The 26,545-nt window shown below is 47.5% G+C and carries 36 protein-coding genes; 17 read left to right on the top strand and 19 right to left on the bottom strand.

Features of this window, described 5'->3' with window-relative positions:
- The first annotated feature begins 58 nt into the window (after positions 1 to 58).
- The 12 genes from aceE (at position 59) to ACYVIC_RS01620 (ending at position 12,289) form a co-directional block, all read left to right on the top strand.
- A complete protein-coding gene (aceE, locus tag ACYVIC_RS01675) occupies positions 59 to 2,725 on the top strand; it encodes a pyruvate dehydrogenase (acetyl-transferring), homodimeric type (protein ID WP_460856690.1) in 2,667 nt (888 codons plus the stop codon).
- Positions 2,726 to 2,736: 11 nt separating this feature from the next.
- The gene (gene aceF / locus ACYVIC_RS01670) at positions 2,737 to 4,389 is read left to right on the top strand and encodes a pyruvate dehydrogenase complex dihydrolipoyllysine-residue acetyltransferase (RefSeq protein ID WP_460856688.1); all 1,653 of its coding nucleotides are present in this window, start codon (positions 2,737 to 2,739) and stop codon (positions 4,387 to 4,389) included.
- 153 nt (positions 4,390 to 4,542) lie between these two features.
- Complete coding sequence (gene lpdA / locus ACYVIC_RS01665; protein WP_460856686.1) at positions 4,543 to 5,955, top strand: dihydrolipoyl dehydrogenase; 1,413 nt, start codon at positions 4,543 to 4,545, stop codon at positions 5,953 to 5,955.
- Between the two features lie 222 nt (positions 5,956 to 6,177).
- Positions 6,178 to 8,454 carry a COR domain-containing protein gene (locus ACYVIC_RS01660; protein ID WP_460856685.1) on the top strand — a complete coding sequence of 759 codons (2,277 nt, stop codon included), beginning with the start codon at positions 6,178 to 6,180 and terminating at the stop codon, positions 8,452 to 8,454.
- A gap of 182 nt (positions 8,455 to 8,636) precedes the next feature.
- Positions 8,637 to 9,101, top strand: a complete 465-nt coding sequence (locus ACYVIC_RS01655; RefSeq protein WP_460856683.1) for a hypothetical protein — start codon at positions 8,637 to 8,639, stop codon at positions 9,099 to 9,101.
- A 145-nt stretch (positions 9,102 to 9,246) separates the two neighbouring features.
- Positions 9,247 to 9,582 (top strand): hypothetical protein, encoded by a 336-nt coding sequence (locus tag ACYVIC_RS01650; protein WP_460856681.1) that lies wholly within the window; start codon positions 9,247 to 9,249, stop codon positions 9,580 to 9,582.
- Between the two features lie 60 nt (positions 9,583 to 9,642).
- On the top strand, positions 9,643 to 9,975 hold the full coding sequence (locus tag ACYVIC_RS01645; RefSeq protein ID WP_460856679.1) for a hypothetical protein: 333 nt from the start codon (positions 9,643 to 9,645) through the stop codon (positions 9,973 to 9,975).
- A gap of 12 nt (positions 9,976 to 9,987) precedes the next feature.
- Positions 9,988 to 10,563 (top strand): hypothetical protein, encoded by a 576-nt coding sequence (locus tag ACYVIC_RS01640; protein WP_460856677.1) that lies wholly within the window; start codon positions 9,988 to 9,990, stop codon positions 10,561 to 10,563.
- Between the two features lie 216 nt (positions 10,564 to 10,779).
- The gene (locus ACYVIC_RS01635) at positions 10,780 to 11,073 is read left to right on the top strand and encodes a hypothetical protein (protein ID WP_460856676.1); all 294 of its coding nucleotides are present in this window, start codon (positions 10,780 to 10,782) and stop codon (positions 11,071 to 11,073) included.
- 2 nt (positions 11,074 to 11,075) lie between these two features.
- Complete coding sequence (locus ACYVIC_RS01630; protein ID WP_460856674.1) at positions 11,076 to 11,468, top strand: T6SS amidase immunity protein Tai4 family protein; 393 nt, start codon at positions 11,076 to 11,078, stop codon at positions 11,466 to 11,468.
- Positions 11,469 to 11,603: 135 nt separating this feature from the next.
- The gene (gene yafN / locus ACYVIC_RS01625) at positions 11,604 to 11,897 is read left to right on the top strand and encodes a type I toxin-antitoxin system antitoxin YafN (RefSeq protein ID WP_240224549.1); all 294 of its coding nucleotides are present in this window, start codon (positions 11,604 to 11,606) and stop codon (positions 11,895 to 11,897) included.
- On the top strand, positions 11,894 to 12,289 hold the full coding sequence (locus ACYVIC_RS01620) for a type II toxin-antitoxin system YafO family toxin (RefSeq protein WP_460856672.1): 396 nt from the start codon (positions 11,894 to 11,896) through the stop codon (positions 12,287 to 12,289). The genes yafN and ACYVIC_RS01620 overlap by 4 nt, the downstream gene beginning before the upstream one ends.
- A 76-nt stretch (positions 12,290 to 12,365) precedes the next feature.
- On the opposite strand, the gene ACYVIC_RS01615 is transcribed toward ACYVIC_RS01620, so the two are convergent.
- From ACYVIC_RS01615 to ACYVIC_RS01605, 3 genes are read right to left on the bottom strand one after another with little or no spacing between them, the layout of a single operon-like run.
- Positions 12,366 to 12,635: a hypothetical protein gene (locus ACYVIC_RS01615; RefSeq protein WP_460856671.1), complete on the bottom strand. Its 270-nt coding sequence runs from the start codon at positions 12,633 to 12,635 to the stop codon at positions 12,366 to 12,368.
- Positions 12,636 to 12,645: 10 nt separating this feature from the next.
- Positions 12,646 to 13,128, bottom strand: a complete 483-nt coding sequence (locus tag ACYVIC_RS01610) for a hypothetical protein (protein ID WP_460856669.1) — start codon at positions 13,126 to 13,128, stop codon at positions 12,646 to 12,648.
- Positions 13,098 to 13,733 carry a hypothetical protein gene (locus ACYVIC_RS01605; protein WP_460856668.1) on the bottom strand — a complete coding sequence of 212 codons (636 nt, stop codon included), beginning with the start codon at positions 13,731 to 13,733 and terminating at the stop codon, positions 13,098 to 13,100. The genes ACYVIC_RS01610 and ACYVIC_RS01605 overlap by 31 nt, the downstream gene beginning before the upstream one ends.
- A gap of 205 nt (positions 13,734 to 13,938) precedes the next feature.
- Between ACYVIC_RS01605 and ACYVIC_RS01600 the strand changes: the two genes are divergently transcribed.
- The 3 genes from ACYVIC_RS01600 (at position 13,939) to ACYVIC_RS01590 (ending at position 15,560) form a co-directional block, all read left to right on the top strand.
- Entirely contained in the window at positions 13,939 to 14,961 is a 1,023-nt protein-coding gene (locus ACYVIC_RS01600; protein WP_460856666.1) for a nuclease-related domain-containing protein, read from the top strand.
- Between the two features lie 75 nt (positions 14,962 to 15,036).
- Entirely contained in the window at positions 15,037 to 15,267 is a 231-nt protein-coding gene (locus tag ACYVIC_RS01595; RefSeq protein ID WP_460856664.1) for a type II toxin-antitoxin system CcdA family antitoxin, read from the top strand.
- Positions 15,267 to 15,560, top strand: a complete 294-nt coding sequence (locus ACYVIC_RS01590) for a CcdB family protein (protein WP_460856662.1) — start codon at positions 15,267 to 15,269, stop codon at positions 15,558 to 15,560. Before ACYVIC_RS01595 ends, ACYVIC_RS01590 begins: the two co-directional genes overlap by 1 nt.
- 29 nt (positions 15,561 to 15,589) lie before the next feature.
- Here the strand turns inward: ACYVIC_RS01590 and ACYVIC_RS01585 are convergent, their stop codons facing one another.
- From ACYVIC_RS01585 to ACYVIC_RS01545, 9 genes are all read right to left on the bottom strand, one after another.
- On the bottom strand, positions 15,590 to 16,105 hold the full coding sequence (locus ACYVIC_RS01585; protein ID WP_460856660.1) for a Fic/DOC family protein: 516 nt from the start codon (positions 16,103 to 16,105) through the stop codon (positions 15,590 to 15,592).
- Positions 16,095 to 16,253 (bottom strand): YhfG family protein, encoded by a 159-nt coding sequence (locus ACYVIC_RS01580; protein WP_460856658.1) that lies wholly within the window; start codon positions 16,251 to 16,253, stop codon positions 16,095 to 16,097. The genes ACYVIC_RS01585 and ACYVIC_RS01580 overlap by 11 nt, the downstream gene beginning before the upstream one ends.
- A 111-nt stretch (positions 16,254 to 16,364) precedes the next feature.
- A complete protein-coding gene (locus tag ACYVIC_RS01575) occupies positions 16,365 to 16,919 on the bottom strand; it encodes a hypothetical protein (RefSeq protein ID WP_460856656.1) in 555 nt (184 codons plus the stop codon).
- A gap of 25 nt (positions 16,920 to 16,944) precedes the next feature.
- Positions 16,945 to 17,475, bottom strand: coding sequence for a hypothetical protein (locus ACYVIC_RS01570; RefSeq protein WP_460856654.1), 531 nt, complete (start codon positions 17,473 to 17,475; stop codon positions 16,945 to 16,947).
- A complete protein-coding gene (locus ACYVIC_RS01565; protein WP_460856652.1) occupies positions 17,475 to 17,861 on the bottom strand; it encodes a hypothetical protein in 387 nt (128 codons plus the stop codon). The genes ACYVIC_RS01570 and ACYVIC_RS01565 overlap by 1 nt, the downstream gene beginning before the upstream one ends.
- Before the next feature lie 378 nt (positions 17,862 to 18,239).
- Positions 18,240 to 18,539 (bottom strand): type II toxin-antitoxin system RelE/ParE family toxin, encoded by a 300-nt coding sequence (locus tag ACYVIC_RS01560; RefSeq protein ID WP_460856651.1) that lies wholly within the window; start codon positions 18,537 to 18,539, stop codon positions 18,240 to 18,242.
- The gene (locus ACYVIC_RS01555; protein ID WP_460856649.1) at positions 18,532 to 18,774 is read right to left on the bottom strand and encodes a type II toxin-antitoxin system ParD family antitoxin; all 243 of its coding nucleotides are present in this window, start codon (positions 18,772 to 18,774) and stop codon (positions 18,532 to 18,534) included. Before ACYVIC_RS01555 ends, ACYVIC_RS01560 begins: the two co-directional genes overlap by 8 nt.
- 62 nt (positions 18,775 to 18,836) lie before the next feature.
- Positions 18,837 to 19,082: a Rho-binding antiterminator gene (locus tag ACYVIC_RS01550; RefSeq protein WP_460856647.1), complete on the bottom strand. Its 246-nt coding sequence runs from the start codon at positions 19,080 to 19,082 to the stop codon at positions 18,837 to 18,839.
- A gap of 9 nt (positions 19,083 to 19,091) precedes the next feature.
- Positions 19,092 to 19,886, bottom strand: coding sequence for an acyl-CoA thioesterase (locus ACYVIC_RS01545; protein ID WP_460856646.1), 795 nt, complete (start codon positions 19,884 to 19,886; stop codon positions 19,092 to 19,094).
- A gap of 134 nt (positions 19,887 to 20,020) precedes the next feature.
- Here ACYVIC_RS01545 and ACYVIC_RS01540 point away from each other — a divergent pair, with 134 nt between their 5' ends.
- Positions 20,021 to 21,427 (top strand): ADP-ribosylglycohydrolase family protein, encoded by a 1,407-nt coding sequence (locus ACYVIC_RS01540; protein WP_460856644.1) that lies wholly within the window; start codon positions 20,021 to 20,023, stop codon positions 21,425 to 21,427.
- Positions 21,428 to 21,508: 81 nt separating this feature from the next.
- Here the strand turns inward: ACYVIC_RS01540 and ACYVIC_RS01535 are convergent, their stop codons facing one another.
- Entirely contained in the window at positions 21,509 to 21,751 is a 243-nt protein-coding gene (locus ACYVIC_RS01535) for a hypothetical protein (RefSeq protein WP_460856642.1), read from the bottom strand.
- A 168-nt stretch (positions 21,752 to 21,919) separates the two neighbouring features.
- The gene (locus tag ACYVIC_RS01530) at positions 21,920 to 22,258 is read right to left on the bottom strand and encodes a substrate-binding periplasmic protein (protein WP_460856640.1); all 339 of its coding nucleotides are present in this window, start codon (positions 22,256 to 22,258) and stop codon (positions 21,920 to 21,922) included.
- A gap of 70 nt (positions 22,259 to 22,328) precedes the next feature.
- Here ACYVIC_RS01530 and glsB point away from each other — a divergent pair, with 70 nt between their 5' ends.
- Complete coding sequence (gene glsB, locus ACYVIC_RS01525) at positions 22,329 to 23,324, top strand: glutaminase B (RefSeq protein ID WP_460856639.1); 996 nt, start codon at positions 22,329 to 22,331, stop codon at positions 23,322 to 23,324.
- 37 nt (positions 23,325 to 23,361) lie between these two features.
- On the opposite strand, the gene ACYVIC_RS01520 is transcribed toward glsB, so the two are convergent.
- The 5 genes from ACYVIC_RS01520 to ACYVIC_RS01500 form a co-directional block, all read right to left on the bottom strand.
- Positions 23,362 to 24,048 carry a hypothetical protein gene (locus ACYVIC_RS01520; RefSeq protein ID WP_460856637.1) on the bottom strand — a complete coding sequence of 229 codons (687 nt, stop codon included), beginning with the start codon at positions 24,046 to 24,048 and terminating at the stop codon, positions 23,362 to 23,364.
- Between the two features lie 305 nt (positions 24,049 to 24,353).
- The gene (locus tag ACYVIC_RS01515; RefSeq protein ID WP_460856636.1) at positions 24,354 to 24,944 is read right to left on the bottom strand and encodes a carboxymuconolactone decarboxylase family protein; all 591 of its coding nucleotides are present in this window, start codon (positions 24,942 to 24,944) and stop codon (positions 24,354 to 24,356) included.
- 158 nt (positions 24,945 to 25,102) lie between these two features.
- Positions 25,103 to 25,357, bottom strand: coding sequence for a TIGR03643 family protein (locus ACYVIC_RS01510; RefSeq protein ID WP_460856634.1), 255 nt, complete (start codon positions 25,355 to 25,357; stop codon positions 25,103 to 25,105).
- Positions 25,354 to 26,055: a cupin domain-containing protein gene (locus tag ACYVIC_RS01505; protein ID WP_460856632.1), complete on the bottom strand. Its 702-nt coding sequence runs from the start codon at positions 26,053 to 26,055 to the stop codon at positions 25,354 to 25,356. Before ACYVIC_RS01505 ends, ACYVIC_RS01510 begins: the two co-directional genes overlap by 4 nt.
- Before the next feature lie 13 nt (positions 26,056 to 26,068).
- Positions 26,069 to 26,440 (bottom strand): VOC family protein, encoded by a 372-nt coding sequence (locus ACYVIC_RS01500; RefSeq protein WP_460856631.1) that lies wholly within the window; start codon positions 26,438 to 26,440, stop codon positions 26,069 to 26,071.
- Between the last annotated feature and the right edge of the window lie 105 nt (positions 26,441 to 26,545).

The raw sequence follows: 26,545 nt of genomic DNA, 5'->3' as shown, positions 1-26,545 counted from the left end.
TTTTTAACGCACATGGGCATGTATAGCACAGGCGTGCATAACCAAAGGAAACCTCGATATGTCTGAAGTCAGTAAAGTTGACATCGACGCTCTGGAAACCAAAGAGTGGCTTGAAGCACTGGAATCGGTAGTTCGCACTGAAGGGGTAGAGCGGGCGCAGTTCCTGCTGGAAAAAGTGCTGGAAGAAGCCCGGTTGGAAGGCGTAGATATGCCAACCGGTGTTACTACCAACTACATTAATACTATTCCACCGCAGCAAGAACCGGCTTATCCGGGCGATGTTAACCTGGAGCGGCGTATTCGTTCGGTGATCCGTTGGAACGCCATTATGATCGTGCTGCGCGGCTCGAAAAAAGAACTGGATTTAGGCGGCCATATGGCGTCTTACCAGTCTTCTGCAGCATTTTATGAAACCTGTTTTAACCACTTTTTCCGCGCGCCGAATGAAAAAGACGGTGGCGATTTGGTGTACTACCAGGGCCATATTTCACCGGGTATTTATGCCCGTGCTTTTGTTGAAGGCCGCTTAACGGCAGAACAACTGGACAGCTTCCGTCAGGAAGTAGACGGTAAAGGTTTATCCAGCTACCCGCACCCGAAATTAATGCCAGAGTTTTGGCAGTTCCCTACGGTGTCTATGGGTTTAGGCCCGATTGCCTCTATTTATCAGGCACGGTTTTTAAAGTATTTACACGGCCGTGGCTTAAAAGACACCAGCGCGCAGCGTGTGTACGCCTTTTTAGGCGATGGCGAGATGGACGAGCCGGAATCACGCGGTGCGGTAAGCTTTGCTGCCCGTGAGAAGCTGGGCAACCTGTGTTATTTAATTAACTGTAACCTGCAGCGGCTTGATGGCCCGGTAATGGGTAACGGTAAAATTATTCAGGAGCTGGAAGGCTTATTCCGCGGCGCCGGCTGGAACGTGATCAAAGTGGTGTGGGGCCGTGGTTGGGACAAACTGCTGGCCAAAGACACCACCGGTAAATTGCTGCAACTGATGAACGAAACGGTAGACGGCGATTACCAAACTTACAAAGCTAACGACGGTGCTTATGTGCGTAAGCATTTCTTCGGCCGTTACCCGGAAACCGCAGCTTTAGTTGCCGATATGACCGACGAAGAAATTTTCGATTTAAAACGCGGCGGCCATGAACCATCAAAACTGTATGCTGCTTTTAAAGCCGCGCAGGAATGCACCGACAAACCTACTGTTATCCTGGCGAAAACCGTAAAAGGTTACGGCATGGGCGAAGCGGCAGAGGGCAAAAACATTGCTCACCAGGTGAAGAAAATGGATATGACGCACGTGCTGCAACTGCGCAAGCGTTTAGGCCTGGAAGACTATATCAGCGAAGATGCAGTAGCCGACTTACCCTACATTAAGCTGCCGGAAGGCTCGCCGGAACTGAAATACCTGCACGACCGCCGTGCCGCGTTAAACGGTTACACCCCGGTGCGCTTACCTAACTTTACTGAGAAACTTGAACTGCCGGAGCTAAGTGCCTTCGATGGCCTGCTGGAAGAGCAAAAGCGTGATATCTCTACCACCATGGCCTATGTGCGGGCGCTGAACATTCTGTTAAAAGATGCACATATCGGTAAGCAAATAGTGCCGATTATTGCCGACGAAGCCCGTACCTTTGGTATGGAAGGCTTATTCCGTCAAATTGGTATTTATAACCCGGGCGGCCAAACCTATACCCCGGAAGACCGTTCAGTAGTCAGTTACTACAAAGAAGATATCGGCGGCCAGGTACTGCAGGAAGGTATTAACGAGCTGGGCGCTATGTCGTCCTGGGTGGCGGCAGCTACGTCGTACAGCACCAATGATTTGCCGATGATCCCGTTCTACATTTACTACTCTATGTTCGGCTTCCAACGTGTTGGCGATATGGCATGGATGGCTGGCGACCAGCAAGCGCGCGGCTTCCTGTTAGGCGCTACTGCAGGACGTACCACGCTGAACGGCGAAGGTTTACAGCACGAAGACGGCCACAGCCATATTCTGGCCGGCACTGTGCCTAACTGTATTTCCTATGACCCAACCTATGCCTATGAGCTGGCGGTTATTCTGCATGACGGTATTCACCGCATGTACGGCGAAGCGCAGGAAAACATCTATTACTACATTACGGTAATGAACGAGAACTACCATCATCCGGCGATGCCAAAAGGCGCTGAAGAAGGTATTCGCCGTGGTATTTATAAGCTGGAAAGCTTAAACGGCGACCGGGGTAAGGTACAGCTGATGGGCTCGGGCACTATCTTAAATGAAGTGCGCAAAGCGGCAGAAATACTGAGCAAAGATTACGGTGTAGCGTCTGATGTGTACTCGGTAACCTCGTTTAACGAGCTGGCACGCGATGGCCAGGATTGCGAGCGCTTTAACATGCTTAATCCGGATGCAAAAGAGAAAACGCCATACATTGCTACGGTAATGAACAGCGCGCCGGCAATTGCTGCGACCGACTATATGAAAAACTATGCCGACCAGGTGCGGGCCTTTGTTCCGGCCACATCTTACAAGGTGCTGGGTACCGACGGTTACGGCCGCTCGGACAGCCGCGAAAACCTGCGCCGTCACTTTGAAGTGAATGCCGGCTACATCGTGGTAGCCGCGCTGAGTGAGCTGGTAAAACAAGGCGAACTGAAAAAAGCGGTAGTGGTAGATGCAATTAAGAAATTTGGCATCGACGCTGGCAAAACCAACCCGCTTTACGCATAAGAGGATTGCACATGACTATTGAAATTCATGTTCCGGATATTGGTGCGGACGAAGTTGAAGTCACCGAAGTTCTGGTAAAGGTTGGCGACAAGGTAGCCGCTGATCAGTCACTGCTTAGCGTAGAAGGCGATAAGGCTTCTATGGAAGTGCCGGCCAGCGAGCCGGGTGTAGTAAAAAGCATTAACGTAAAAGTAGGCGACAAGGTAAAAACCGGTAGCCTGATTATGACCTTTGAAGGTGAAGGCGCAGCCCCCGCGAAGCAAGAAGCCAAAGCCGAGGCAAAAGCTGACAGCAAAACTGAAGCCAAAACCGAAAGCAAAACAGCAAGCAGCGTACAAGAAGTTAAAGTACCGGATATTGGCGGCGACGCGGTTGAAGTGACCGAAATTATGGTCAAAGTAGGTGATACGGTAACCGAAGAGCAGTCGTTGCTGAGTGTGGAAGGCGACAAAGCCAGTATGGAAGTACCGGCGCCGTTTGCCGGTAAGGTAAAAGAAATTAAAATCAGCGTTGGCGACAAGGTATCAACCGGTAGCCTGATTATGCTGTTTGAGTCTGCCGTGGGTAACGGTGAAGCTGCGCCGGCAGCAGAAGCAGCAGCGTCTGAGCCAAAAGCTGAAGCAAAAGCTGAAACAAAAACCGACGCTCCGGCAGCTAAAGCTAAAGCTGAAGCGGCACCGGCTGCCTCAGCTTCTGCTACAAGCAACGAAGGCTTTGTGGAAAACAGTGCCTATGCGCATGCGTCACCGGTTATCCGCCGCTTAGCGCGTGAGTTTGGCATTAACCTGGCTAAAGTTAACGGCACAGGCCGTAAAGGCCGTGTGGTTAAAGAAGACGTGCAAAACTACGTGAAGCAGCTGGTAAAACAGGTAGAATCTGGTGCGGTAAGCTCAGGTTCTGCTGCCGGCAACAGTATGGGTTTTGACTTGATCGCCTGGCCAAAAGTCGATTTTGCCAAGTTTGGTGAAGTAGAAGCCAAGCCGCTGTCACGTATTCAAAAGCTGTCGGGTAATAATTTACACCGTAACTGGGTGCGTATTCCGCATGTTACCCAGTTTGACGAAGCCGATATCACCGGCCTGGAAGACTTCCGCAAAGAGCAAAACAGCTTAGCCGAGAAGAAAAAGCTCGGCGTTAAATACACACCGCTGGTGTTTATTATGAAAGCGGTGGCTAAAGCACTGGAAGAGTTCCCAACCTTTTGCAGCTCGTTGTCAGAGGATGGCCAAAGCCTGATCCTGAAAAAATACGTGCACTTAGGTATAGCGGTAGACACACCAAATGGCTTAGTGGTACCGGTAGTAAAAGACGTAAACAAAAAAGGCATTATCGAGTTGTCACGCGAGCTGCAGGACATTTCGGTAAAAGCGCGTGAGGGTAAGTTAACCTCGGCCGATATGCAGGGCGGCTGTTTTACTATATCAAGCTTGGGTGGCATTGGCGGTACGGCGTTTACGCCTATTGTTAACGCGCCGGAAGTGGCGATTTTGGGTGTGTCTAAATCAGACATTAAACCAAAATGGAATGGTAAAGAGTTTGAGCCTAAGCTGATGTTGCCACTTAGCGTATCTTACGACCATAGGGTAATTGACGGCGCCCTGGCTGCCCGCTTTACTGCCACGCTGGCCAGCTATCTGGCGGATATTCGTCAGATCATTATGTAACTGTTTAACCAGCAGCGAATTTTGCGTCCCGTGCTGAAAAGTTACGGGACATCGCTTGGGCAGGATGTTAAAATTCTGCCACTTTTTTCGCCTGATAGCCGTACCCTACAAAGTGACGCTGTCAGAACACCGACTCAATGAAAAGGTAATACGATGAGCAACGATATCAAAACTCAGGTAGTAGTCGTGGGCGCAGGCCCTGGTGGTTATTCTGCCGCATTTCGTGCCGCAGACTTAGGTTTAGAAGTTACCCTGGTTGAAGCGCGCAGCACCCTGGGTGGCGTGTGTTTAAACGTAGGTTGTATTCCGTCTAAAGCCTTATTACACGTTGCTAAGGTAATTGACGATGCCCGCGATATGGCATCACACGGCGTAACCTTTGGTGCGCCGAAAATTGATTTAGACAAAATCCGTAGCTGGAAAGACAAAGTAGTTGGCCAGCTGACCAATGGTCTTGGCGGTATGGCGAAAATGCGTAAAGTGAAGGTTGTTAACGGCTTCGGTAAATTTACCGGTGCTAACACCTTACAGGTTGGCGACACTAAAATTACCTTTGAACACGCTATTATCGCCGCCGGTTCAGAGCCGGTAGCGCTGCCGTTTATTCCAAAAGATGACGACCGCGTTATCGATTCAACCGGCGCGCTGGAATTAAAAGACATTCCGGGCGAAATGCTGGTATTAGGTGGCGGTATTATCGGCCTGGAAATGGGCACCGTATACCGCGCACTGGGTTCTAAAGTATCGGTAGTAGAATTTGCTGATCAGTTAGTACCAGCGGCCGATGCCGACCTGGTCAAAGCCTACACCAAGTACAACAGCAAAAACTTCAACATCATGTTATCTACCAAGGTAACTGCAGTTGAAGCGAAAAAAGACGGCTTGTATGTCACTTTTGAAGGCAAAAACGCACCAGCTAATCCGGTACGTTACGACAAAATCCTGGTTGCAGTTGGCCGTAAGCCAAATGGCAACCTGTTAGACGCGGCCAAAGCCGGTGTTAACGTTGATGAGCGCGGCTTTATCAATGTTGATAAGCAACTGCGTACCAACGTTGGCCATATTTATGCAATCGGTGATGTTATCGGCCAACCAATGTTAGCGCACAAAGCAGTACACGAAGGCCACGTAGCAGCAGAAGTTATCTCGGGCATGAAGCACTACTTCGACCCACGCTGCATTCCATCAGTTGCCTATACCGACCCGGAAATGGCCTGGACTGGCGTAACCGAGAAAGAGGCGAAAGAGCAAGGCTTAAAGTACGAAACGGCTACCTTCCCATGGGCAGCATCAGGCCGCGCTATCGCCTCAGCCCGTACTGAAGGCTTCACCAAGCTGATTTTCGACAAAGACACGCACCGTATTATCGGTGGCGCTATTGTTGGTATCAACGCTGGTGAAATGCTGGGTGAAATCTGCTTAGCAGTAGAAATGGGTGCCGACGCTGAAGATATCGCGTTAACCATCCACGCTCACCCAACACTGAACGAGTCTATCGGCTTAGCCGCAGAGATTTACGAAGGTTCAATCACCGACCTGCCAAACCCGAAAGCGAAGAAGAAGTAATTTTTCTGAGTTGAGTGTTTAAGACAAAGGCCGCGAATGCGGCCTTTGTTGTTTTTGGTTGCGCGCTTACCACCTACTCACCTTCAGGCTATTACATATAGCTCAAACTTTACAGATACAATGGCAATCAATTTATATTGTTATGGTAATTCAAAATTTTACTTGACTAAATCCTATATTCTAAGAGACGGTATAGCTAAATGAGCAATAGTGGTTTATTTCATGGAACTGAACAAAAATGACGCTGAGGTTTTAGATAGGCTTTCTAAATCTTTAGGAGTAGAAATTCCTATAGTCAACAAAACAAATTCTTTGCCCGACAACGGAAGTGACTCTTCAAGTAAGTCAGGCAGGCAATTTTCAAACTTTACTTCCAAAAGTAATTTTGGGTGCTTTGCAGACGATAAAGGGAATGTCGTCGGCTTGGCATTGTGCGAAATGAAGTTGACTAGCGTGCCGAAGGAAATTTTCGAATTAGAACATTTGAGCAAGCTAAACCTAGGGGATAACTTAATAGCTCGAATTCCCGCTAAAATATCTACTATAAAAAAATTGCAGCATTTGCAATTGTATGGAAACAAAATAAAGCAGATTCCAGACTCAGTTTCAGAATTAAAAAGCTTAACAATGTTGAATGTGGGTCAGAATAGAATTAATAAATTCCCAGTATGTATTGCTGAATTAAGAAAATTGAAAACGTGCTACTTATTTAATAATGACATAAAAGTTATTCCTGAAGCTTTTTTTGGATATGACTTTAATATTCGGGTTGTTCGTAGGGGTTCAGCGGGGCGTGAAATGTATAAAGAGTTCAGGAATCTTTATATAGAGGATAACCCCATTGAATTTCCTCCGATTGAAATAATAAGTCATGGCAAGGTAGCGGTTTTATCATATTTGTCATCTCTAAGTGAAGAGAAAACGCCTTTAAGTGAGGCGAAAATGATTGTTATAGGTGATGGAGGAGCTGGAAAAACAAGTTTGGTTAAAAGGCTAACATCTGATGATTATGACCCAAATGAACCGCAGACTCATGGAATAAATATTGAATCATTTCAGGTTCAGAAAGAAAGAGATGTTTTTCTAAACATCTGGGATTTTGGTGGGCAAGACATAATGCACGCCACTCATCAATTCTTTTTATCCAAGAGAAGTTTGTATGTTCTTGTTTTAGATGGGCGGAAGGAGGAGGATCCTGAATATTGGCTTAAGCATATCCAGACTTTTGGCGGGAAATCTCCAGTTGTTATTGTTTTAAATAAGATAGACCAGCATCCCTCTTTTGATGTTAATAGGAAGTTTTTGCAACAAAAATATCCTGCAATCAAAGGCTTTCATAAAGTCTCTTGTGACACCGGTCTAGGATTGGAGCAGCTTAAGAATTCTATTATTGATTGCTTAGATTATATTGACATAATAAGTACAGAGTGGCCCATATCTTGGTTTAACATTAAACGTAAGCTTCAGAAAATTGATGATCATTTTCTAAGCTATGATGAGTTCTCTACAATATGCGAAAGTGAAGGTGTATCTGAAATGGAGAATCAACATGCTTTGGTTGACTTTCTCCATGACCTTGGTGCTGTGGTACACTTTTCAGATTTTCGTTTAAAAGATACTCATGTTTTAGATCCAAGATGGCTTACTGGTGCAGTATATAAAATAATAAATTCAAATATTCTTGCTGAAAATCATGGCATATTGTCTGTTGATGAGGTTTCAACTATATTGCATTGTAGTGATGATGGTTACTGTTACCCTTTAAATACGCATCATTACATTGTTAATATGATGAAAAAGTTTGAGCTTTGCTATTCTGTTAGTGATGAAAGTATTTTGGTTCCTGATTTGCTTGATATTCAAGAGCCTGATTTCGATTTTGATGTTGATGGTTGTGTTCAGTTGGATATTCAATATGATTTTATGCCTAAATCAATTATGCCTAGGCTTATTGTTAGGATGAATCATTATATAAAAAATGGTTTGCGTTGGAGGACCGGCGCTGTTTTGCATGATGTGGAAATTGGAGCAACTGCCGTAATTAGGAGTGATTCGGCAGCAAAGCTTATTTCTATTTTGGTCTCAGGTAAAAATCGTAGGGACTTTTTAACTATCATTAGGGCATGCTTCTTTGAAATTAATAATAGCTTCGAGAATATGCTTTTTAGTGAGAAAGTCCCCATGCCAGATAATAAATCAGTGTCTGTTAGTTATAGACATCTTATTAACCTAGAAGAGCAAGGGCATGAAGATTACTTTCCAGATGGTGGAGATCATAATTATAATATTCAAGCCCTACTCGGTAATATAAGGGCTTCAAAAAAGTTTGATGAAGCGGAAATAGAGAGGATACTTAACAAAATAGTCAAGGAAAATGATACCAAAGAAGATGCTCTGGAGAAGGCAAACTCGATACTCATGATGCAGCCTAATTTTTTCGGGTTCGGAATTAACTTGAATGCTATTGTAGAGAAGTTTTGGAAGGGTCGAAAAAATTAAAAGCTTGTTAAGAATTTTTATATTTGAATCTATGGGGGTAGTGACATTGATATCGTAAGAACTCTAGAAGCCCTCGGGGGCAGGCTTTCATAGTTGAGCATGAGTAAGTAGTCAGGCATATGGTTCTTGCCGCTTCTTCTTTCCCTTGCTAGCATCAGCATTCCATAATTCAGGGACGTCTTATGCGCTGGATGCGTTTTACTTTACCGCTGTTACTGCTTATCTCTCCGCTGGCCTTTGGCCAAAAGCAATACACCGAAGGGGCGTGTTTGCTGCTGCAGCACCAGATGGTGCAGTTTTCAGCTCAGCCGAATAGCCATAACTACCAAAGCGCTAAGCGTGAATCTGATAACCACTGCCAAAACCCAATACCGGCGCCGGTAAAAGATGTGGTACTTACTAATATTCCAGCCAAACCCGTTACGGTTGGCAGTGTGGCAAAAGCCGTAACGACGAAACCGGCTAACGCCAATGTTGCAGTTAAAGCCGTAACACCACCGCCGGTTAAACCCGCACCTGCCTCGCCGCCAAAGCCTGCCGATGTACTAAAAGGCTTGTTTGCCCCTGAAACCATGGGGTCGCGTCTTGCCTTTTGCTACTTTAATCAGGAAAACCATGGGGTCGCGTCTTGCCTTTTGCTACTTTAATCAGGGCGATCGATGGGGCTGTGGCATTGATATCGTGAGCATTTAACCCTCGTGGTCAGGCTTTCAAAGTTGAGCATTAGTAAGTACTTAGGCACATGGTTCTTGCCGCTTAGTCCTTATCTTGCTAGCATCACTATTCTCTAATATGGGACGTCTTATACGCTGGATGCGTTTTACTTTACCGCTGTTACTGCTTATCTCCCCACTGGCCTTTGGCCAAAAGCAATATACCGAAGGCGCGTGTTTGCTGCTGCAGCACCATATGCTGCAGTTTGCTGCGCAGCCCAATAACCATAACTACCAAAGCGCTAAGCGCGAAGTGGATAACCACTGCCAAAACCCAATACCGGCGCCGGTAAAAGATTTGGTGCTTAGTAATGTTCCGGCTAAAACCATCACGGTTGGAAAATCGATAGAGTCATTGTTATTCCGCAAGCTTCATAAAACCAATAAACTTCGAGTTAATTTTGTTGTGAATTAATTGTTGTTTTTATTCTCCGCGTTATAATCCGGTTTTTACATTAAGCATAAGGAATTGGAGATGACAGAACAGCAACAGAAAGAGCATGTGACGCAATTGATTAATACTTTGTATAGCCGTGCAGGGATTGGGGCTCAATTTAGAGGCGAAGTGAACGAGGACGTTGCTGCAGTTGTTGGCGATCTATTAACAGATATCTCAAGTTGCTCTGATGCATTTCGCTGGGTCCCGAAACCGACAGGTGGAAAGGCAAGTATTCTATGGATTGCCAGAAATATTACCCGAAGTGTAATGACTGATCTGAAAGAGAAGCAGTCTGTGACCTGTATGCGGGCTCGCATACTGCAGTACAGAACATCTTTAGATTTGGCTGCGGCTGGTCTTGGATACTAATTGGGGTACTTAATGATTAGAAAATGTTTGTTGCTATCATTTCTGGCTTTGTCAGCTTGTGGTTCAGCGGCCCAGCCAGTGACAGAAAAGTGGCCAGATTTTGGATGTACCAGTGACGCGTTAGTTCTGACTTTTGTCGACCTGAATATTTGCACTAAAGTTGGCGTTTTCAGCAACCTTCAGGTGTTAGGCGGCGCAACGCCTTCTATGGTGTTTGAACAAAATAGCCGCTTTGATGTACTGAGTTATGAGTCGGCTGACAACGCTTTGGCAGGGCTGCCAAAGCGAATTGACACCAGCGGCGCTGCTAAAGCTTTAGAAACGCTGTTTTCGTGGCAAACTCATGAACAGCTAACGGCAAAACAGCAAACCTTGCTTCAGGTGTTCGATATTACCGCCAAGACTAAACTTATGCTGTTTAACAACGGCAGCGTTACTGCCTTCGTGCGGCTTAATGCTGATGCTGCGGATAACACTATCTTTATCACTTCGCAAAAGAGTGAAAATGTTTATCGGTTAATTGGTAACTTTAACGAAGCGGATGCAATTCAATGGCTAAGCTATCTCTCGCCTGCAGTTAAGCAATAGCGTTTTAGTGCCCTAAGCTTGCAGGGCCAGTGTCTGAACTTGTGTGGCCAAAGAACGAAATTAAGGATGCGGAGTATGATTAAGGGACATTTTAGTATAAGCAGTCTTAGTTTTCTGATCGGCATGCTCGTTGCGGCGTCATGCGCTCAGGCAGATGTTAGCGTTAGCATGGTAAATGACCAATGCATGGTTAATAGCTCAGGCAAGAGTTTAGCATTGCAGCTTTCGCCGCCCTGCGCGCGGGTTAAAGTTGACTACAAAAATCACGACTATTATCAGTACGATAAAACCAAGGTGCACATTGTCGCAGGGCAAGCCGCGCCGTTATCACAGTTAACAAAATGGTCAGTGACAGAAGAGGATAATTGTTCACTGCAATCCCAGGCAGTAATTGTCACCGACGGCAAAATTGAGCTATCTGCTGTTAAAGAAGGCTCATTAACCTGTCCTGCTATTGGGCTGGATGAGAAGGTCTACAGGGACTTTTTCGACCACACAAAGGCTAAGTAAAGATGTGGTTTAGGGCTGCTTTAACCGCGTTTATTTTGGTAATGGCATCGCCTGCTTTGATCCATGCTGAAATGGCGTTTAAACAGCAAAACGGCGTGAAGCTGTTTCAGCACTACGCTCAGGCCAGTTGTTTAGCTACCGCCTTTACCGAAGGTGAGATTTACGATCAGGCAGTAAGTGCATTAAGTGGCTACCGGGAGTTTGGCGCTATGCCGCTCGAGGCCTACGACGCATTGATAAAGCCGATACAGCAGTGGCTGCAAAAAGACTATGCCACCCAAGCGGGTACACAAAATAACCTGATGAAATGCATCGATTTTGCTGAGTCTGAGCTGGTGACAGAGATCTATCACGGCTATGCTGCTGAATTGCCGGATAAGAGTAAAAAGCACTAAATATTGCGCAAGTAGACACACACAAAGGCCGCATCGCGGCCTTTGTTGTTTATGTCAGCTTGTAATCTGCCTGTCTAAGTACCATACTACTTCCGTGCTTAATTATGTACATAATAATGTACTTTGAGGTGTTGCATGGCGTCACATGCTATTTTGGCGGAAAAAGCGGTTTCAGTATCGGAAGCCCGCAAAAATTTAAGCCAGTACTTTACGGATGAACCGGTGGCAGTGTTATCTAACAACAAGCCTGCCGGCTATATGCTAAGTGCAGAGTTATATGAAAAAATGCTGCGCATTATCGAAGCTTCCGGCGCAGTGGAGCAGGGGCTGTTTCGCCCGGCAGCAGCAAGGCTAAAGGAAATAAGCCGTGTTAGTGAAGAGCTGTTGTTAAACGCTGATACCGCCAAGTTGAGTGAATTTAGCGAGTGATACGGGTATTTACCAGTAAGGTACTAAACGAAGCGCTAACGGCAGAAGAGCGAAAAGCATTAGTTGCTGATTTTAAGCAGTACAAGGCGGGCAAGTTGCCTGCCTTGTTTGGTAAAGATGTACCGTACGATCACCCGTTTAACCTCGACGTTATCAAGCAAGAGCAGGTAAGGCATATTCATCTAGCAGCAAATGGCAGCGGCTTTCCGGTGTTGGTTGCTCAGCTAAAACGCACCAGCGATACGCATTTGGTTTATTGCCAGGGCTTTAGCAATGAACACTGCTATTTGCTAATGGCCATCCTGCGGCCCAATGCGCATGACTTAGCCAAGTCTAACCAATTGATGTATCAGCTTGGTCTGATAGCACAAGCGTTCCGGCAGCAGTTTTGATAATTGGCGTCAGATAATAAACGGGGTCAGATAAAAATTAAATCGGCTGCATGCTTTACTGCAGCCGCTGGACTATTTACTTAGAATCAACAGACTTAAGGTGTTTACGCCGCTCTTGCTTCTGCGCTTGCTCCATAGCTTCTTCTTCCTCGGCCAGTTCTTTGTCAGACATCAGCAAGCGATCGTAGCCACCAGCTAGTAAACCGCGCTCATCATCACCCAAATCAAATTCGTCCGATAAGTACTCCGCTGCACGTTCTTTGGCGCGTTTTAGAAGCCAAGCATCAAATTCCGGTGTGCCTGGGGTGGGGCTGTGCGTTTTTGTAATAAAGAGCGTGTTGCGCATGTGTTATCGCTTAAGCAATAGTGGCATAAGTTAACAGCAGCACTGCAATTAAAACTACCGCCAGCCGGAATTTACTAAATGCCTTACCGACAAAAAACAGCGGGTAGTAAATAACTGCAACCGGTATTGCCAGATACACCAGCAAAATAAGTGGTGAGCTGCCAAGTTCATTGCCCGGTTGCTTAGCAATATGGTAGCTGTAGGCATACAGCGATATTACTTGCAGCAGGCCAAGCAACATGTAGCTTTTGCTGTGGCCAACCTTGCTGAAGGCGCTGATTACTGTTGCCAGCAGGGCCGGAACAAGGCACCAGACGCTAAGAAAGCCCGCCACTAAATACCAGTCATCGCTTGCCAGCGGGTAGCTGATATCCTGGCTCAGGCCGCGCAGTATGGCGATAAACGCAACGATAACAAACAGCAGTGCCGTTGTTGAAACAGCGCGAGCCAGAGTGTCAGGAATTAACGATAAGCCGGATTTTGCACTGTACATGGATTACATAGCCCCTTGAAATACATTTGATGGATGCGGACATCGTGCGCAGCATCTGCACCGTTGAAGTCACCAAGCTTGCGTCTTGCCTTTGCATCGCTGGGTAAATCAGCAGGCACTACGTCAAGAATAGAGTTTGTCCAACTGTTACTGTTCTTTCCAAACCACGGCGGCGGATATGCTATGGGCTGACTGCCTTCATTTACAACATAAAAATCTATTGCTGTCAGAATTGCCTGAGCCAATTGTTGTTCTGTGTAACCTTGTCGGGGATGGATGCGCCTTGCCTCAGCTTTTTGATAGCCAAACTGGCCAGATAAAATCGAGGGCTCGCCACCAAAGTACTCAATGGCGCATGACAAGTCTGCCCGCTCGAATGGCACAAAAGTAAGCCGGTTATATTTTGTTGTGGGTGTTCCGGTAGAGGCGACATTTTGGGCGCCCAATACGAGACCATATTGCTTCCCGATTCTGCGGCTGCTCAGTGTCTGATTGGAGTGTGACAAACGAAAAGTTTGTTGCGAATTGCCGGTTAAAATAACAAAGAATTGGTGCCGGCCTACCGGCACACCATTTAAATCTCGGGCTAACAGATAGGTTTCCATAATTTGCCTCCGTGCTATTAGAACAAATGCATAAGCTATCAGCTGATAATAATGCAAAATTGCAAATATGTAACTTATTTGTATTTATCTGGCTGTAAAATGGGTTTTATTTAATCGCTACGAATATCATAGAGCTTATAAATTGCTTATTGCCCATGGCTTTTTACCCTGCTAGCATCTGAGTTCCATAATTCAGGGACGCCCTATGCGCTGGATGCGTTTTACTTTACCGCTGTTACTGCTTATCTCCCCGCTGGCTTTTGGCCAAAAGCAATACACTGAAGGCGCGTGTTTGTTGCTGCAGCACCAGATGGTGCAATTTGCTAATCAGCCCAATAGCCATAACTACCAAAGCGCTAAGCGTGAATCTGATAACCACTGCCAAAACCCAATACCGGCGCCGGTAAAAGATGTGGTACTTACTAATATTCCAGCCAAACCCGTTACGGTTGGCAGTGTGGCAAAAGCCGTAACGACGAAACCGGCTAACGCCAATGTTGCAGTTAAAGCCGTAACACCACCGCCGGTTAAACCCGCACCTGCCTCGCCGCCAAAGCCTGCCGATGTACTAAAAGGCTTGTTTGCCCCTGTGCTGGCGATGTTTGGCGGCATGCTGGCACTTGTGCTGCTGTTTGCCATTGTTATTGGTTTGCTGGCGTTTCTCGCTGGCCGATACGGCGCACGCATTAAAGGTGCGCTGGGCGAGTGGGCACTACACAGAGTGTTGGTTAGCGAGTTACCTGCCAGCTATCAGCATTATCGTAATTTGGTCATACCGGCAGAAAAAGGCGATTTTACAGAGGTAGACCACCTGGTACTTAGCCCGTTTGGCATCTTTGTGATTGAGGTTAAAAACTACCGTGGCTGGATTTTTGGTAGCGAAAAGCAGCCGCAGTGGACAGTACAGCGTTTTCGTAGCAAACATCAGTTTATGAACCCGCTACACCAAAACTACAAACATACTGAAGCGGTAAAACAGCTGCTTGGTTTAAGCGGCAAAGACGGCGATAGCGTGCAGTCAATTGTTGCTTTTAGCCTGCGCGCGCAGTTTAAATTTCAAATACCACAAAACGTGATGTATACCGACCTGGTAGGGGACTACATTAACCGCTTCACTCAGCCATGCTTTAGTGACGAGCAGCTGCGCCAGTTTAGCGCAAGGCTAAATATGGCCAAGGCAGGCAAAAAAGTGCTGCGCAAACTGCATATGCGGCAGTTTGGCGCTTAGTAAAACATGCGCAAGTTATCTGCGCATAAAATTTGCGCTATACTGCTGCTTATTACTTAACAGCGGAGCTTGAGTATGAACCAAACTACAAAAGCAGCCTGTAATACCTCAGTAGATGCGGCTTTGCTGGCTGAAGCTAAGTCATTAAACATAAGCCCGTCACTGGTGTTAGAGCAGGCTTTACGCAAAGCGGTTAGCCAAGCTAAGGCTGAGTTTTGGCAGGCAGAAAATGCTGAAGCGATAGCAGCCTATAACCAGCAAATCGCTGAGCAAGGCACTTTTGCAGAGCGCTTGGGGCAGATATAGTGCTGCAGCAATTTAGCGTTGCCCGTATAGAGCAGCAGTTGGTTGTGGTGCTGACTAACACCCTGTTTCACAATATTGATGTTTTGCTGATAGCACTGCTTAAGCCGCAAACAAAAACTGCTTTACTAACGCAGTTTCAAATACCGGTCACTATCGAAGAACAAGCTTGTTATATCGACTTGCTGGATATTGCTTCTGTATCGGCAAAGCGTTTAAAAGCAACTGAAGTCAACTTGCTAAGTTACCGCCAGCAAATCAAAGCCGGCCTTGATCTGCTGATTGATGGCTTTTGAGACGCTTGGTTGGCATCAGCGGCTTGCTGTTAGAAAATCAGTGCTTGTCTAAATATCAGCTTCAGGGGTTCAAGGTTCAGGTTAACACCGGCAATATTTGCATTTACCCACTGCTGCTGCGATATGGGCGGCCAGAGAATTTCATAGCCTAGCAGAAATGCCATTTCCTCGAAAAAGAAGCGTTGCTCCCGCCCGTTGCCGTCTCGGAATGGGTGCAACATGTTTAGTTCGCAATATAAGTCTGCCATTGCGTCAGCCATGGCATCTTTGTTGTTAATCTGCTCAAGGGCTGGAATTAGCGCCATTAGTTTGTCGGCTTCTGGCTGTATACGCTGGCAGTTACAAAATCGAGTTGAGCCTTTGCTAATGTCTACGGTACGAAATTGACCGGCCCAAGCGTAAATATCCTGAAAAAGCTGATAATGCAGGTGTTGTAAATGTGCTAGTGTCAGTTGTTCAGTATTTTGGATATTTAACAGGTTAACTAAGACGTCGCTGGCGGGGTAACAATACACATCCTGCAATACGCCGTATTTATCGCGCATACTTACGGCGTAACTGCTCTATGGTTTTATCCGTGTTCTCTTTTTTCAACACCATGCCTTCGTACTGCAGACTGGTCTGGTAGTTCTGCTGTTTAGGCATAAACCTAACCGGCTTTTCTTTAACGCTGTGGGAATAAGGCTTAGTCATATATCCTCCTGACAGTGGCTAAAGTTTACTCTGTTACTGCCGTAACTGCCAGTTTGTGGTTATATCTCAATTGCAACTGAACTGCCTGAATGTGACGAGACAGCGATGTTTTTACTCATACTGCTGGCATTCAAATACCAGCTGGCCCGTTGGATAGGGTTCGGCTTTATCGCCATAATGCAGTAGTTCTAACCGGCTGTGATGTTTGCCTGTGCCAGGGCTAAAATAAGACGCGCTATAGGCCCTTACCGGCGCAGCCGGGGCTGGTGGCTGCACTTGCAGATAAAAATCCAGAATATGCGGTATATCGGTAATATCTGTGCGGTTAACGCCAACTATAAAAGTATGGCCTTTTAATGTAAACAGCGGTTTGGCAGCAGGATTTGCTGCATCCAGCATTACTGTGCGCTCTTGTATGTCGTCGAGACTAAAGCCGGGATAATCAAGCGGGATCAGGTTACAGCTGAGTTCCAGTTGTGTGAGGCTGGCATGGGCTGTGTGGGTAAAGAGGCCAAAAAAAATTATGCTCAGGAGGCCACTTTTTAACTGCTCTCGCTGGCTGCTCCAATCGCTTTGTAATATCCAAAACCAGCCCAGCGCAAACAGGCCGCAAAATGCAGATATGTTTGCGCCAAATAACACAGCTTTTGGTTTGTTGATGCTCATGCTTTGGATAAGTAGTTCCTGGGGGCTAATCAGTTACAGTTTTGTTTGTGCTGAACTGCGGCAATAAGCGGCATTTTTGCCTCTCAGGTGTCTCTTTGCAGTCCGCCCGTGCCAGTTCAATGCAATGTTCTGGTGTAACAGTAAATACCATCACCTTGTCGTGCAGCCACTGGCGCGATTGTAGCTCGCATTCGCTATACCCCTGCGCTTGCAGGTAGCTGGCAGTAGGATAATGAATAAGTTGCGGCAGAATTACGATCAAGCCAAGTGCCACAAAAAATGCACGGCTGGCCCATGCATTCTGAGCTTTGGAGACTGTTTTTCCTCGTAGCTTATTTATGCCGAAATAAAGAAGAATAACGCCCAGAAAGGCGCCCCCGTGGCAATAAAAAGCACCTTTGTTAACGGTAACGTCTGTTGCTCCTGTGAGCAGACCTTGCAGCAGTTGGTATAAGTAATACCAGAAGTAGATAAAACCAAAGGCGGTGAGGGCGAAAATTACAAGCCACCATATGACAAACTGCCACGTTTTTAACGTATCTTCATTTCGTTGCATCAAAAAAACCTTGGATTCAGAAATCGCTCTAACCGATGCTTTGTCATATCAATAACGATTCGTTTTGCAGAATCAACGATGTAGTCCAGCACTGGTTTGGTAACTTTGGTGGCTGCCTGTGTTGCTTTGTCCTGCAGGTTACGGCGCAATTGCTGCGCATAGATTTGCGTTCTGTCTGACAGCTCTTCCAAGCCTTTCACAACCTTATCTGAAATACCAAACTGTTTATCTAATGAATTAAGTGCAGGAGTTAATATAAGACCAACCAGCACTCTGCGTAGTCCGGCGTGGCCTTTAAGAATAATGTAAGACTTGCCATTATAAGACTTAACATACGCCTGGCCTAAGCCACCCAGTGCATAACCGAGTTGTGCCAGTTTCGACATATCTCCGCCAAGAGCGAGGTAGTTGGCGCCAAACTCAAGTGTACCCCTTATTTGGTTCCAGAGAGATCACACAGACTTCGTGCTGGTTTTCTTGAATAACGCGCTGCATACCGCGTTTTTGTTGGTCCGTCAGCATAAGATTTCCTTAAGTTAAGCAGAAAGGTTATGCGTCAGATTCTAAAGATTACGCCTTATTTATTCAAATTAAATTTACATATAATTAAATCATTACAGGCAGGGGGAAGCTCATAATATTCTTGAGGTTGGGAGTTTCAGTGGATAACTGTACGCACTCAATTTCAATATAATCATGAAAGCCCCCGGGGTCAGGCCTTGAAAGTTGCGCTTGATCTTTCAGAAGGAAATTCCAAGCGCCTACTAAAGTGGTGGTTCAAACAAGTGCCGGGTGGCTTGCATTTGCTGGTGTAATATCCGCAGCACAAAAATATCGTGCTGGCGGCTGCGGTAGAAAATGGCATGGCGCTGGTGATCATGACGCCGTACCCCTGCGCCAATATCCGTATGCTCCTGCCCCATAAGAGGGGATTCAGACAACAGACCCAACACGTATTCCAGCTCTTTGGTGTAGGCGTCAGCTTGACGCACGCCAAAGTTAAGCAAGGTATATTCATAAATGCTGGCGAAGTCTGCTGCGGCAAGCTTCGACAGCTTATACATGGTGCTGTTGCTTTACCTGGTCGGCAATCTGGCTTAGGGTTAAATCACTTTCTCCGCTTTGTTCACCGGCGGCAACAGCCTGCCTTAGGGCTGCCATTTGGTTTTCCTGCCGTTCAAGTAAGCGCAGGGCTGAGCGCATTACTTCGCTGGTTGAACCATAGCGGCCCGATTCAAGCAATTTACTGACAAAGTCATCAAGCTGCGGGCCTATGGTAACGCTGGTGGTTCTTGCCATAATTGCTCCTCTGTGTGAATAGTTAACACAAAGTGTAGCATCTGCCCTGGATCAAGCCAAACTTAGTTAAACCGCACTTGCTGCAAATGCGGGTTGGCTACTGTTACTTCCAGCAGTGCAATATCATCCAGCAGCACCGGTTGTTCGCTATCGTTTTGCTTAATGACCAAACACTCCTGGCGCTGCTCGTTATAGCGGGTGGTGAGCGCCGAGCCGCTAAGCACAGCACCAGAGCTTAGCGTTAGATTAAGCGGATAATGATACAAACACACCATTTCGATATAGTCATGTAAATCGCACTTAAGCATGCTGCTTTCCTAAGCGAATACCGTTACGGTTTGCCGGCTGATGGCGGCCAGTTTGCCATCGGGTTGCCATAGCTTGGCGGCGATATGATGATAACCATCAGCGCCGTAGTCTATTTCGGCCAGGTAGCGCCACCAGTCGGTGTTACTGAACGGCAAATCGTGTGCGATAAATTCCAGTGTCCAGGTGAGTGAACTGGCCGGTGCCGGCTGTTTAAGCAGGGTAAGGCTAACCGGTGGCCAGGCGTCGACTAATGCCAGCAGCTCCAACACGCCGGCCTGGCTGCTTTCGCTGCCGGACATGCGGATATCACCCCCCAGTTGGCGTAGCGGGCTGGCGCTGAATGGCAGCTGGCCATGGCTAATGCGGTAATCAAAGTGAGTGGTAAATTCCGGTGCCGGACCTTGTTTGGGTAGCGTCAGCGCTTTGCCGGCTGGCCATTGTGGCGCGGTGTCGGCGGTAAGCTGATGGGCAGAGGGGCGGGCAGCACCAAAACTGGCCAGCAGCACCAGTGCCACCTGGCCGTCTTGTTCAATACTTACCTGCGCCTGTATAACCGACTTGCCCTGGCGCAAGATGCGCCGCTGCACAGTGGCCGCACCGGCGTTTAACGGTGCAACAAAGGATACCGACACCGAGCGCAGCGGCATATCTTGCGGAATAACCGGCAGTAAATGCGCCATGGCTAAGGCAGCTGCCATACCGCCAAAGACGGCGCGGCCCTGACCCCATGCTGGTGGCACTTCAATAAGCAGGTTGTCTGGCTTATTTACGCCAAATTGTTGCATGACCTGAGAAAAATGCATGTTAAGTACTCCGGATCCTGTGTGAAGCAAGATTATATCAGTCCCGGTGCGGCGCTGTCGGTACTTGATCTTGACCTAAGCCGCAAGTTATTGCATAACAATAGCAATTGTTAGCGCTTACATTGTGAGGCTTTATGCGTTTTTACTACGGCAAAATGAGCTTTATTTCATTGGTGTTGATGTTGGTTTTACCTGTTAGAGCAGCACTACCTGAGGCTGCAGCAGACATTTGCCAGCAGGTGCCGGCTGGTTCAAGCCTGATGTACAAGCGGGATTATGCCGATAAAGTTCATGGTTTCTGGCTGGGGCTGAGTATTGGCAATTGGACCGGTCTGGTCACCGAAATGGATAAAATTGGCGGCGAGGGTCCTGCCGGTGTGTTTTATACCCGCGACGACTGGCAAGCGAAAGATCAACCCAGCATTTGGGGGCAGGGTATACCTAGCGAGTTATCAAACACCATTGATTGGGTGGTGGCAGGCGAAGATGAAATGTGGGGCTCGGATGATGACAGTGATATTGAGTATATTTACCTAAAGTTAATGCATGACTCAAAGCAACCGTTGCTCAGTGCTGAGCAAATTCGTAATGGCTGGTTATCGCATATTTACACCGATACTGACACACCATTTAAAACAGCTGACGGTAAGCCAGAGAATTTTTTATGGGTGTCGAATCAGCAAGCGTTTGATTTAATGCAACAGGGTATTTTGCCGCCTTTTACCGGCATGCCAGCTTATAACCCGCACTACGATATGATTGATGCCCAGCTTACCACGGAAATGTTTGGTATTTTGGCGCCTTTTCGGCCGGATATAGCGTCCAGCCTGGCCTATTTACCAATACGCACAACAGCCTATGGCGAGGCGGCAGACATAGCCAATTTTTATGTTGTGATGTACGCGCTGGCAGCCGGTATTGACACCAGTAAGCAGATTCAACCGCAGATAATACAGATTGCGCAACAAGCCCGGGCAGAATTACCGCCAAACCAATACCCGGCAAAGATGTTTGACTTTGTATTGTCGTTATATCAATCCGGCATTCGTTGGGAGGAGGCCAGAGATAAGCTGTATCAGCGCTATCAGCTGCAGGAACAAGATGGCTATGAGATAAGCCGTAAAAAGTTGTATTGCAATGGCTGCTTTGCTGCAGGAATAAACTTTGCTGCCAGCCTGGTAAGCTTGTTTTACGGTGAGGGCGATATGCTGCAAACCATTAAAATTGCCGTACTTGCCGGGTGGGATTCAGATAACCCTGCGGCGACATGGGGCGGGCTTTATGGTTTTATACTCGGTAAAACCGGGGTAGAGCAGGCTTTTGGCAGACGTTTTTCAGCAAAATTTAATATTCACCGAACCCGTAAAGGCTTTGCCAATAATGGCATTGATGACTTTGACAATATGGCACGAATGGCAACGGCGATTGTGGATCAGGTATTGATACAGCAAATGCAGCCAAAAGGTGTAGAAAAAGTACCTGCTGGCAAACAATGTTGGCACATTCCTTTGTTTGTGCCAACTACTGTCAGGGCGTTGTGATTTTAACAAGTACCGCACGTGAAGTGTTTTTCATAGTATTGCGATGCCTGGGGAGCAGAGCCAACTATATCAGCGATGCTGTTAAGGATACTTTTGCATTAAGGCTGTCAGCTCTCCATTTTGTGTCATTGTGTCCAGTTCGCGTTGCAGCGCCTGCGCAATATCAGTAGGAAAGTGCCGGTTAAGTGCCAGGTAATGATCACCAATGTTATCCAATAAAAATAAAGGCTCTGCCATGTCGGCAGGCATGTTGTGCTCAAGCATCCAACTGCGCAATGCCCGTTTTGAACCGGCCAGTAAGTCTACTTTGTGGGCGGTAAACAACGGTATCGGTTCAGTACGGGTGGAGAAACCGATTAGGTTTTCTCCGTAGCGAAAGCCCAGATCCTGAAAATAGCGTTCCAGTCTGTCACCGCGTGAAACTGCAATAACAAAACTTTTAGCCTCTTCCAGATTGGTTGGATTAACCTCGGTACGGCCCTGTAAACGAAATTAATACCCCGCTTCGCTGACAATAGGGCCCACCCATTGAAACCTCATTTCGCGCTCTGCACTGCGTGAGGTAGAAAACACCCCGCTATTTGGATTATGCAGCGCCATGTCAAAAGCACGGCGCCAGGGCAAAAGTTGCAGGTTACAGCTTAACTGAATGCGCTGGCAGAGAGCGCGAATGAGTTCTACATTGAGGCCTGTTAATTTATCCTGCTCAATATAGCTGTATGGCGGTAAATGTTCGGTATAAAAGTTGAATTCATCTGATGCGGCATGCCCCTTTGGCAAAACGGGCGGAAAAAAAGATAGCAATATGCAAAAACAAAGCAGCAACTTCATATTTATCGTCTTGTCATCAGGTGTTGTACTCAGTTAAAGATATACCACTTTGGCACTAAAGGCGCCATTTTTGCCGCAGTTACCTGGTGGCTGTGACATAATGCCGCAGCAGATAACACCGCAGGAGGCCGCTTTGCCAATAACTAACACCACCGATTTTAGTGCTTTGTTACAGCAAATGTTAACGCAGTGCCAGCCATTATACCGCGGCGGCAAAGTGGCCGACTATATTCCAGCGCTGGCGCAGGTAGCGCCGCAGCAAGCCGGGGTGGCGGTAGCGACGTTGGATGGCAGGCTGCACAGTGCCGGTGCGGCACAACAAAGCTTTTCGTTGCAAAGTATCTCTAAGATTTTTGGCCTGGTAATGGCAATGAACCGGCTGGGCGATGAGCTGTGGCAACGGGTAAATATGGAGCCGTCCGGTCAGCCGTTTAATTCTATCGTGCAGCTGGAGTGGGAGCAGGGAATACCACGTAACCCAGTGATTAATGCCGGCGCCATAGTGGTAGCCGATGTGCTGGTTAGCCATTACTCGGCCAGCAAAACCGCCTTTTTAACCTTTTTACGCCGTTTAACCGGGGAAGAAGCCATCTATGCCGACCAGCAAGTGTATCTGTCTGAATTAGAACACGGCAACCGCAATGCTGCCCTGGCTTACCTGATGAAAAGTTTCGGCAATATCGAAGCAGAAGTGCCGCAGGTACTGGAGCATTATTTTCACCAATGCGCCACCGCCATTAACTGTGAACAACTGGCGCGCTCGCTGCTGTTTTTAGCCAACCGCGGTTTGCAGCCGCACAGCAACGAGCAAGTTTGCAGCCGGCGTGATGCACACCGTGTAAATGCCATTTTATCTACCAGCGGCATGTACGATCAGTCTGGCGAGTTTGCTTTTAAAGTGGGCTTACCAGCCAAAAGTGGCGTGGGCGGAGCCATAGTGGCAATAGTGCCGCAATTTGGTGTGATAACCGCATGGAGCCCACCGTTAAACCGCTTTGGTAATTCGGTGGTTGCCATGCAGTTAATTCAGCAATTGGCTGATGAACTGGGACTGTCGCTGTTTTGAGGGCTGCCGGCAGCTTACACACGCCACATAGCTAGGCTTAGCGCGGCGTAATACGCAGCTCCAGCTCCTGATAATACAGCCGGGTCAGGCCTTCAAAGCCAGAGTCTGTGCCAATAAATACCCAGACAGTTCCGTCAGCGTTGCTGGTAAATTGCAGCGGGGTATCGCCAGCGCCAGTAACGATTTTTCCGGCAAATTTTCCGCCGTTACAATCTGCATCTGCTGCGGCAATATTGCCAAACACGCGGGCATGAGTGCCGACCTGACTTTGGTTGCCCTTATCCACGTTTAAGTAGTAACCAGCCTGCATCGGCTCTTGTTCGGCATAGCCAAATTTTAGGTAAACCGACTCGCCTGGTGCGCCACCAACTCCCATGCAATTTTTGCCGGCATTGGTTAAAAACCGCACTGAAACCGACAGCTGATAGCGGCTGGACGGTTCTAGCCCGGTGATTTTTCGTTTGATATACATAAACAGGTCGTCGCTGCGATTCATACCTGCCAGATAAAAACCTTTGCCAGCAAAGCCTGTTGGCAGGTTGCGTATACCGCTGTCAAGCTGATAGATGTCAGCGTTATCGCTGGGGTAGTCAGAGAAGCCAGCCTGCCACTGCTGGTTGCCCTGGTTGAAATCGTAATAATGTTCAGACCGGTTAACGGTGTCAATTTCGCAGCTGGCTAGCAGCCAGCTGCACGCCAGCAGCGGCAAGAGGTGAGGCTTCATTCTGCTTACATCCTATATGGTGTTGTTAGCAGAAATGGTAGCGCTGCGCCACAGTGAGAACTGTAATTGATTGCAACCAAATTGAAGTTAAATGTTAGTTGCGCGCCACCGGGCTTAAATAATCATAGCCTAGTACTGCCTGCTAAGGCGGTTGTCGCGCACCAATCACCATACCAGGTAGCCAACGATAATCAGTGGTAATAAGGTCACTACTAATGAAATACCCACACCAATTATTGCGCTTGCTATGCCTACGCTAAGGGCAAATACAGTAACGGCTACTGCTAAAACCTGTTTAATGGGTATTAGCGGTGTTTGCCGGTGCTCCAACCCTCTCCTGCCAGCCAGGTTTCGCCTGATGCTATAGCGCCCTCTTCTAAGGTGGTAGCCATTGAGTCGTTCCAGCGGTTTAAATAACCAAACAGCGCTACTACCCCCATTATTTCTACTATTTCACCTTCGTTCCAGTGCAAGCGCATCTCGGTTTGTATCGCGTCATCTACTGCATTAGGCACCTGCGAAGCAGCGATAGATAACTCCAGCGCGGCTCGTTCTGCCGCACTAAATGCCGGGTGTGTTCTGAATTGCCAGATATGCTGTAATTGTTCATCGTCTGCGCCATAGCGCTCAGCTGCACGAATAGTGTGGGCCTGGCAATAGCGACAGCCAGTAGCATGGCTGGATACGTAGGCGATAAGCCGTTTCAGTGCGGATGTTACCCGGCCTTGGTTCTCCATCACGGCCATATTTAATTGAATAAACGCTTTGGCTATTGCTGGCCGGTGGCTCATGGTTAGTACACTATTAGGACAAAACCCCAATGTTTCATTAAAAAATTGGGCCAACTCAGCTACTTCTGGATTGGCGTCACTGGGTAGTGGTGCGACAAATGGCATGTTAGGTTTCCTTTGTAAATTTAGCGTTAAATTGGGCTATCAAAACAGAAAAACCTGACGCCTGTAAAGGTATAAATAACATACCGCGATTAAGTGCGGTTTTTAAGGGAAAGCAACTGAGCTTGAAGGGCGCTCAATATTGGCAAGCTGAGAGTTTATCAGCGTTTGTATTGTGTGGGGCAGTAAGCGCGGCTGATGTCAGGGTTACGTAATTTAATATGTTTGGTGGCGCGACCAGTAACCCGGGCACGCCATAGCCGGAATGATGATGGCTTAAGCTGACTGCGCATCAGTTTAATCAGTTGCGGTTCGCTTAGGCCATAGAGCTGCAAAATGGCCTCAAACGGTGTTCTGTCTTCCCAGGCCATCTCGATAATGCGTGATAATTCGCTGCTATTAAATATCTGCGTCATGCTGTGGTTTCCGGTTGAATAAACTGATCACCCAGCAAGAGCGCATCTATATGACCTACTTTAACGTAAATTAATGCGCCTTCCTTGCCGGTAAACGGGGTGTGCTCACTGTAACGTGGGTTACGCAACCAGCTACCAGCCGGATACTGGCCATATTCATCGCAAAACAAGCCTTGCAGCACCAGGATCTCCTCTCCGCCAACATGGACATGGCGGTTAAACCGGGTGTTTGCGGCCCAGCGCACTAATGCTGTGCTTACGCCATTGTGCTCGTGCAACGGCAACACTGTCAGCCCGGGCACCAGGCCTGGTCGCCAGTTTTGCTGTGTGGTGTTAATCACCAGTTGGCTGGCGTCATCAGCGGCAAATTGCCATAGTTTGACTAGCAAAGTGCAACCATCACGGGAAAACGGCTGATGTGACGTACCCGGTGGGTTGCGCAGGTAGGTACCGGCCGGATAATCGCCATGCTCATCGCTGAACACGCCATCCAGCACCAGAATTTCTTCACCGCCGTCATGGGTGTGGCTTCTGTAGCCGCTACCAGGGGCATAGCGCACTATGCTGGTGGCGCGTGCCACTTCGGCACCGGCACGGTCTAACATCATACGGCTAACGCCTGCCAGTGGTGAGTCAACAAAGTGGTATTGCTCTGGCAATACCACTACACGGCGAGAAAAGTCGCTATTTAGCTGCATCGGTACTTAACGCTTAGCCGAAGTGACAAAAACACAGTTTATTGCCATCGGCGTCTTTAACATAAGCGCCGTAAAAGGTGTTTTCAATGCGTTGGCCCGGGGCGCCGTCACAGCTTGCACCCAGCGCAATCGCCTTGTGATATAAAGCATCGACTTTTTCTTTGCTGCCAGGTTGAAACGACACCATATTGCCATTGCCCGGATTTGCCGGCTGTTTATTAAAGGGTTCGCATACCGCCAGCATTGGCTGCGCCATACTTTTGCCAAAAAACGCAATACGGCCCATATCCAGTAAGTTTTTGCCGGCCAATTCGCCCAGTAATTCGCCATAAAAGGCTTTGGCGGCAGTTAAATTGTTTACACCCAGGGTTACATAACTAATCATAATTTCGCCTCTGCTAATGTTGTTGTACTGATCTGGGTATACCTTACGCGCGGAACAAGGTGATGGAGCTGTTTGAATAAAAATAATTTCGAGGTGGTGTGATAA

The organism is Rheinheimera gaetbuli, assembly GCF_054781935.1.
This window is presented reverse-complemented; position numbering and strand designations above follow the sequence as displayed.